This window comes from Mycobacterium sp. (genome assembly GCF_049683935.1).
Taxonomy (GTDB): domain Bacteria; phylum Actinomycetota; class Actinomycetes; order Mycobacteriales; family Mycobacteriaceae; genus Mycobacterium.
This window is the reverse complement of record NZ_JBAUJR010000382.1, coordinates 1-5,282: the sequence shown is the minus strand read 5'-3', so window position 1 is coordinate 5,282 and position 5,282 is coordinate 1. Positions and strand designations below refer to the sequence as shown.

8 protein-coding genes are annotated in these 5,282 nt (G+C 66.9%); 6 read left to right on the top strand and 2 right to left on the bottom strand.

The window, feature by feature from the left end; all coding sequences use genetic code 11:
* A partial coding sequence (locus WA965_RS22050) for a transglutaminase-like domain-containing protein (protein WP_526448073.1) occupies window positions 1–391 on the top strand: 391 nt, incomplete at its 5' end.
* Between the two features lie 5 nt (window positions 392–396).
* On the opposite strand, the gene WA965_RS22045 is transcribed toward WA965_RS22050, so the two are convergent.
* Window positions 397–741 (bottom strand): LapA family protein, encoded by a 345-nt coding sequence (locus WA965_RS22045; protein ID WP_526293951.1) that lies wholly within the window; start codon window positions 739–741, stop codon window positions 397–399.
* Window positions 742–855: 114 nt separating this feature from the next.
* Here WA965_RS22045 and WA965_RS22040 point away from each other — a divergent pair, with 114 nt between their 5' ends.
* From WA965_RS22040 to WA965_RS22020, 5 genes are read left to right on the top strand one after another with little or no spacing between them, the layout of a single operon-like run.
* A complete protein-coding gene (locus tag WA965_RS22040; RefSeq protein ID WP_526293956.1) occupies window positions 856–1,788 on the top strand; it encodes an ABC transporter substrate-binding protein in 933 nt (310 codons plus the stop codon).
* A gap of 17 nt (window positions 1,789–1,805) precedes the next feature.
* On the top strand, window positions 1,806–2,906 hold the full coding sequence (locus WA965_RS22035; RefSeq protein ID WP_526293952.1) for an ABC transporter ATP-binding protein: 1,101 nt from the start codon (window positions 1,806–1,808) through the stop codon (window positions 2,904–2,906).
* 3 nt (window positions 2,907–2,909) lie between these two features.
* Window positions 2,910–3,581: an ABC transporter permease gene (locus tag WA965_RS22030; RefSeq protein WP_526293953.1), complete on the top strand. Its 672-nt coding sequence runs from the start codon at window positions 2,910–2,912 to the stop codon at window positions 3,579–3,581.
* The gene (locus tag WA965_RS22025) at window positions 3,578–4,372 is read left to right on the top strand and encodes an ABC transporter permease (protein ID WP_526293954.1); all 795 of its coding nucleotides are present in this window, start codon (window positions 3,578–3,580) and stop codon (window positions 4,370–4,372) included. The genes WA965_RS22030 and WA965_RS22025 overlap by 4 nt, the downstream gene beginning before the upstream one ends.
* Entirely contained in the window at window positions 4,369–4,971 is a 603-nt protein-coding gene (locus WA965_RS22020) for a putative glycolipid-binding domain-containing protein (RefSeq protein WP_526293955.1), read from the top strand. The genes WA965_RS22025 and WA965_RS22020 overlap by 4 nt, the downstream gene beginning before the upstream one ends.
* Here WA965_RS22020 and WA965_RS22015 read toward each other — a convergent pair.
* Window positions 4,934–5,282, bottom strand: a 349-nt coding sequence (locus WA965_RS22015) for a prephenate dehydrogenase dimerization domain-containing protein (RefSeq protein WP_526448072.1), incomplete at its 5' end; no start/stop codon positions are given. The two genes, WA965_RS22020 and WA965_RS22015, sit on opposite strands and share 38 nt — an antisense overlap.

The following is a 5,282-nucleotide window of genomic DNA, read 5'->3' as shown; positions in this document are numbered from 1 at the left end:
GCCCGGTTCGAGCGACCCGATCGACGGTGCCGCCGACACGGTGCTGGCCGGCGCCGGCGTGTGCCGCGACTATGCGCACCTCGTCGTCGCACTGCTGCGCGCGGTGAACGTGCCCGCCCGGTTGGTGGCCGTCTACGCGCCGGGATGCGAGCCGATGGACTTCCACGCGGTGGCCGAGGCGTTCGTCGAGGGCCAGTGGCGGGTGGTCGACGCCACGTGTCTGGCGCCGCGGCAGTCGATGGTGCGCATCGCGACCGGTCGCGATGCCGCCGACACCGCATTCCTGGACAACCACAAGGGCGGAATCACGCTGAACAACATGACCGTGACCGCGACGGTCGACGGTGACCTACCGCGGGATTCGCTCGACCAGCTGGTGTCGATCCGGTAGCGCCGCTACAACCCGGCCTTGAGGTTCTTCTTCGCCGCACGCCGTAACTGGTGGATGCGGACCGCGCCGACGGCCACGGTGAGCAGCCCGCCGGCCACGGCCGCGAACAGGATGGCGACTCCGAGCGGCAGGGACCAGTGCCAGCCGAGGAACGCGAACTCTGCCGACTCGGTGTTCTGGGCGATGAAGATCAGCAGGATGATCAGGACGAGGAAACCGAAGATGAGCGACGCCCACAGGGCCGCGGCCTTGGTGAACTTGACCGCGGACTCGGGCGGCGGCGGGGTCCGCTGCGGCGGTGGTGGCGGCGGTGGCGGCGGGTCAGCCGACGCGAACGGATCGCTGGTCATAGCTCCATCTTTGCCCTTTCGCCCGTTGAATGAAACCAAAACGCAGGTGGCGATAGGGTCACAAAAGGTGATGCAGGCCGAAAGGATGTTTGCGTGAACAGCTCCCGACGAAACATGCGATACCGGCTGCTTGCCGCTCTGGCGGCAGTGTTCGCGCTGACCACCGCGGCATGCGGCAGCTCAAACCCCCTGGGTGGCGGCGAGATCTCCGGTGACCTGATGTCGATCAAGGTGGGTTCGGCCGACTTCACCGAATCGAAGATCATCGCCGAGATCTACGCGCAGGCGCTGGAGGCCAACGGTTTCACCATCACCCGGCAGTTCGGCATCGGCAGTCGCGAGACCTACATCCCCGCGGTGCAGGACAACTCCATCGACCTGATCCCGGAATACACCGGCAACCTGTTGCAGTACTTCGACGAGCAGAGCACCGCCACCACATCCGACGAGGTGCTGTTGGCGTTGTTCAAGGCGTTGCCCGGCGATCTGTCGATCCTCAATCCGTCGCCCGCCGAGGACAAAGACACCATCGCGGTGACCGAGGAGACCGCGCAGCGATGGAACCTCACCTCGCTCGCCGACCTCGCCCCCCGCTCCGCGGAGGTCAAAGTCGGTGCGCCGTCGGAGTTCCAGACCCGCCAGACCGGACTGGTGGGGCTCAAGGAGAAGTACGGCATCGACATCGCCCCGGCGAACTTCATCGCGATCAGCGACGGCGGCGGTCCGGCGACGGTGCAGGCGCTGACCGGGGGAACGGTCGACGCCGCGAACATCTTCAGCACGTCGCCGGCGATCGAGCAGAACAATCTGGTGGTTCTCGAGGATCCGGAGAACGCGTTCCTGTCGGCGAACGTGGTGCCGTTGGTCGCCTCGCAGAAGAAGTCCGCCGAGCTCAAGACGGTGCTCGACGCCGTCAGCGCGAAACTGACCACCGAAGGTCTGATCGAGCTGAACACCTCGGTCGAGGGCAACCAGGGTGTCGATCCCGATGAGGCAGCGGAGAAGTGGATCGCGGACAACGGCTTCGACCAACCCGTCCAGAAGTAGACGAAGGGCAAAGGCGCTTGATCAGGTTCGAGAACGTCACGAAGAAGTACCCGGACGGCACCGTCGCGGTCGATGATCTGACGCTGGAGGTGCCGGAGGGAACCCTCGCGGTGTTCGTCGGCCCGTCAGGCTGCGGCAAGACCACCTCGATGCGGATGATCAACCGGATGATCGATCCGACATCGGGTGTCCTGAGTGTCGACGGCGAGGACGTCACCAAGGTGGACGCCGTGAAGCTGCGACTGGGCATGGGCTACGTGATCCAGAGTGCCGGCCTGATGCCACATCTGCGGGTTGTCGACAACGTTGCGACCGTGCCGGTGCTCCGCGGCGAATCACGGCGCAGCGCAAGGAAATCCGCGATCGGAGTGCTCGAGAGGGTCGGGCTGGATCCCAAGCTCGCCGACCGGTACCCGGCGCAACTCTCCGGCGGCCAGCAGCAGCGCGTCGGGGTGGCCCGGGCGCTGGCCGCAGATCCGCCGATCCTGTTGATGGACGAGCCGTTCAGCGCCGTCGACCCGGTGGTCCGCGAGGATCTGCAGACCGAGATCCTGCGCCTGCAAAGCGAACTGCACAAGACGATCGTGTTCGTCACCCACGACATCGATGAGGCGATCAAGCTGGGCGACAAGGTTGCGGTGTTCGGCCGCGGAGGCAAGCTGCAGCAATACGATGCGCCCCAACGGCTGCTGTCCAACCCGGCCAGCGATGCCGTCGCCGGTTTTGTCGGCGCCGACCGCGGCTACCGCGGTCTGCAGTTCTTCCACGCGACCGGCCTGCCGCTGCACAACATCCGCCATCTTCCGGAACCCGAGATCGACGCGCTCACACTGGATCCGGGTGATTGGGCACTGGTCACCAGGCCGGACGGCACGCCCTACGCCTGGATCGACGCCGCGGGCGTCGAACTGCACCGCAACGGCAGCACCCTTTACGACAGCACCACCGCCGGTGGTTCACTGTTCCGTCCCGACGGCACCCTGCGGCTGGCGCTCGACGCGGCACTGTCGTCACCGGCAGGCCTTGGCGTGGCAGTCGATGCCGACGGGCAGGTGATCGGCGGGGTGAAGGCCGAAGACGTGCTCGCCGCGCTGGACACGCAGCGGCAGAACGGCTGACCGATGCAGTATCTGGTCACCCACCTCGACGACCTGTGGACGCTGACGCTGATCCATCTGCGACTGTCACTCGTCCCGATCGTCCTCGGCCTGTTGATCGCGGTGCCACTGGGTGCGCTGGTGCAGCGCACGACGGTGTTCCGGCGGCTGACGACCATCACCGCGAGCATCATTTTCACGATCCCGTCGCTGGCGCTGTTCGTGGTGTTGCCGCTGATCATCCCGACCCGAATCCTCGATGAGGCCAACGTCATCGTCGCGCTCACGCTGTACACGGTGGCGCTGCTGGTGCGGGCGGTTCCGGAGGCGCTGGACGCGGTGTCGCCCGCGGTGCTCGACGCCGCCACCGCGATCGGCTACCGCCCGCTCACCAGGATGCTGAAAATCGAACTGCCACTGGCGCTCCCGGTGCTCATCGCCAGCCTGCGAGTGGTCGCCGTCACCAACATCTCGATGGTCGCGGTCGGTTCGGTGATCGGTATCGGCGGTCTCGGTACCTGGTTCACCGAGGGTTACCAGGCGAACAAGAGCGACCAGATCGTCGCGGGCATCATCGCGATCTTCGTGCTGGCCGTCGTCATCGACACGTTGATCATGCTCGTGGGCAAGATGCTCACGCCCTGGACCCGTGCCGCCGAACCCGGCCGCGTCGCCAAGGCGGGAGCGTCGACATGAACTTCCTCGAGCAGGCACTGTCCTTCATCTTCACTGCCGCCAACTGGGGGGGCCCCGCCGGACTGGGCGCGCGCACCGTCGAGCATCTGCAGTACACCGGGATCGCCGTCGTCTTCTCGGTGCTGATCGCGGTTCCGATCGGCATGATCATCGGCCACACCGGCCGCGGCACATTCCTGGTGGTGACCGGCGTCAACGCGCTTCGTGCCCTGCCGACGCTGGGCGTCCTGCTCCTCGGGGTGCTGCTGTGGGGACTGGGTCTGATCCCACCCACCGTCGCCCTCATGTTGCTCGGCATCCCGCCGCTGCTGGCAGGCACGTACTCGGGTATCGCGAACGTCGACCGCTCGGTGGTGGACGCCGCCCGATCGATGGGTATGACCGAAAAGCGGATCCTGTTGCGCGTCGAGACCCCCAACGCGCTGCCGCTGATCCTCGGCGGGTTGCGCACCGCGACGCTGCAGATCGTCGCGACAGCGACGGTCGCGGCCTACGCCAGCCTCGGGGGGCTGGGGCGGTACCTGATCGACGGCATCAAGGTGCGGGAGTTCCACATCGCTCTGGTGGGCGCACTGATGGTCACAGTGCTGGCGTTGATCCTCGATGCGGTCCTCGCCTACGCGGTGTGGGCGTCAGTGCCGGGCACCGGGCGACTGGGTCGGCTGCGCCGGATCCCGCAACCGCTCCTCGGTGACGAGGTCGCGCTCGAATCACGTCCGAACGTCAGTTCTCGTCCCAGTTTCGAAGCCCGCCACGAACGAGGGGATCCGTCGCATACGGTAGGGGGATGAGTGAAGAAAGTCGCTCTGATGCGAGTTCTGCCGCCTACCCCGCCATCCTGACGTGGCGGGCACACGACGTGCCCAGGATGGAGTCGGTGCGCGTCCAGCTCTCGGGTGACCGCATCAAGGCCTACGGCAGGATCGTGGCGGCGGCCACCGAGTCACATCCGGCTTTCAGCGCCTCCTACGACCTGGTCACCGACGAGGCCGGGGCGACGAAGAGATTGTCGCTGACCGTCACCCTCGCCGAGCGGGAGCGCCAGCTCTCCATCGCCCGCGACGAGGAGAGCATGTGGCTGGTGCAGGACCACAACGGTCAGACCAGTAGGTCGGACTTCGACGGCGCACTCGACGTCGACGTGATCTTCAGCCCGTTCTTCAACGCGCTGCCCATTCGACGCACCGGCGTGCACCGCACGGGCGAGAAGACCGAGTTGATGCCCGTCGTCTACGTCCGCGTCCCCGATCTGTCGGTGGACGTCGCGACGATCAGCTACAGCTCCGGTGCAAACGGCCTCGAGGTGCACTCGCCGGTGGCCGACACGCCGATCACGGTCGATTCCGACGGCTTCATCCTGGACTACCCCGGGTTGGCAACGCGGATCTGATCACCCCGCCGGCACGTCCGGCGGCGGCGAGTTCGTCCCGCCAGCCCTCGGCGCCGACGACGGTGGCGATGATCTGCGGCCGGCTGTAACCGTCGTAGCGGATCCGGGCGGCGTGGCCGGCTTCCACCAGCGCCGTCACCGGCTGGTCGGCTGCCAACTGGTCGCGGGCCTCGCCGAGCAGCAGCATCGCGTGATCGAGCACGGGCACCAGTTGCGCGGCGTTGGCTTCGCACATCGCCCGCACCAGGTCCGGCGCGGTCGCCGCGACACGGGTGCCGTCGCGAAACGACCCTGCGGCCAGCGCGAACGCC

What these genes read in the sequence shown, in the direction of transcription:
- WA965_RS22045 (WP_526293951.1), bottom strand. Translation starts at nt 741, where the DNA reads ATGACCAGCGATCCGTTCGCGTCGGCTGACCCGCCGCCACCGCCGCCA.
- WA965_RS22040 (WP_526293956.1), top strand. Translation starts at nt 856, where the DNA reads ATGCGATACCGGCTGCTTGCCGCTCTGGCGGCAGTGTTCGCGCTGACC.
- WA965_RS22030 (WP_526293953.1), top strand. Translation starts at nt 2,910, where the DNA reads ATGCAGTATCTGGTCACCCACCTCGACGACCTGTGGACGCTGACGCTG.
- WA965_RS22025 (WP_526293954.1), top strand. Translation starts at nt 3,578, where the DNA reads ATGAACTTCCTCGAGCAGGCACTGTCCTTCATCTTCACTGCCGCCAAC.
- WA965_RS22020 (WP_526293955.1), top strand. Translation starts at nt 4,369, where the DNA reads ATGAGTGAAGAAAGTCGCTCTGATGCGAGTTCTGCCGCCTACCCCGCC.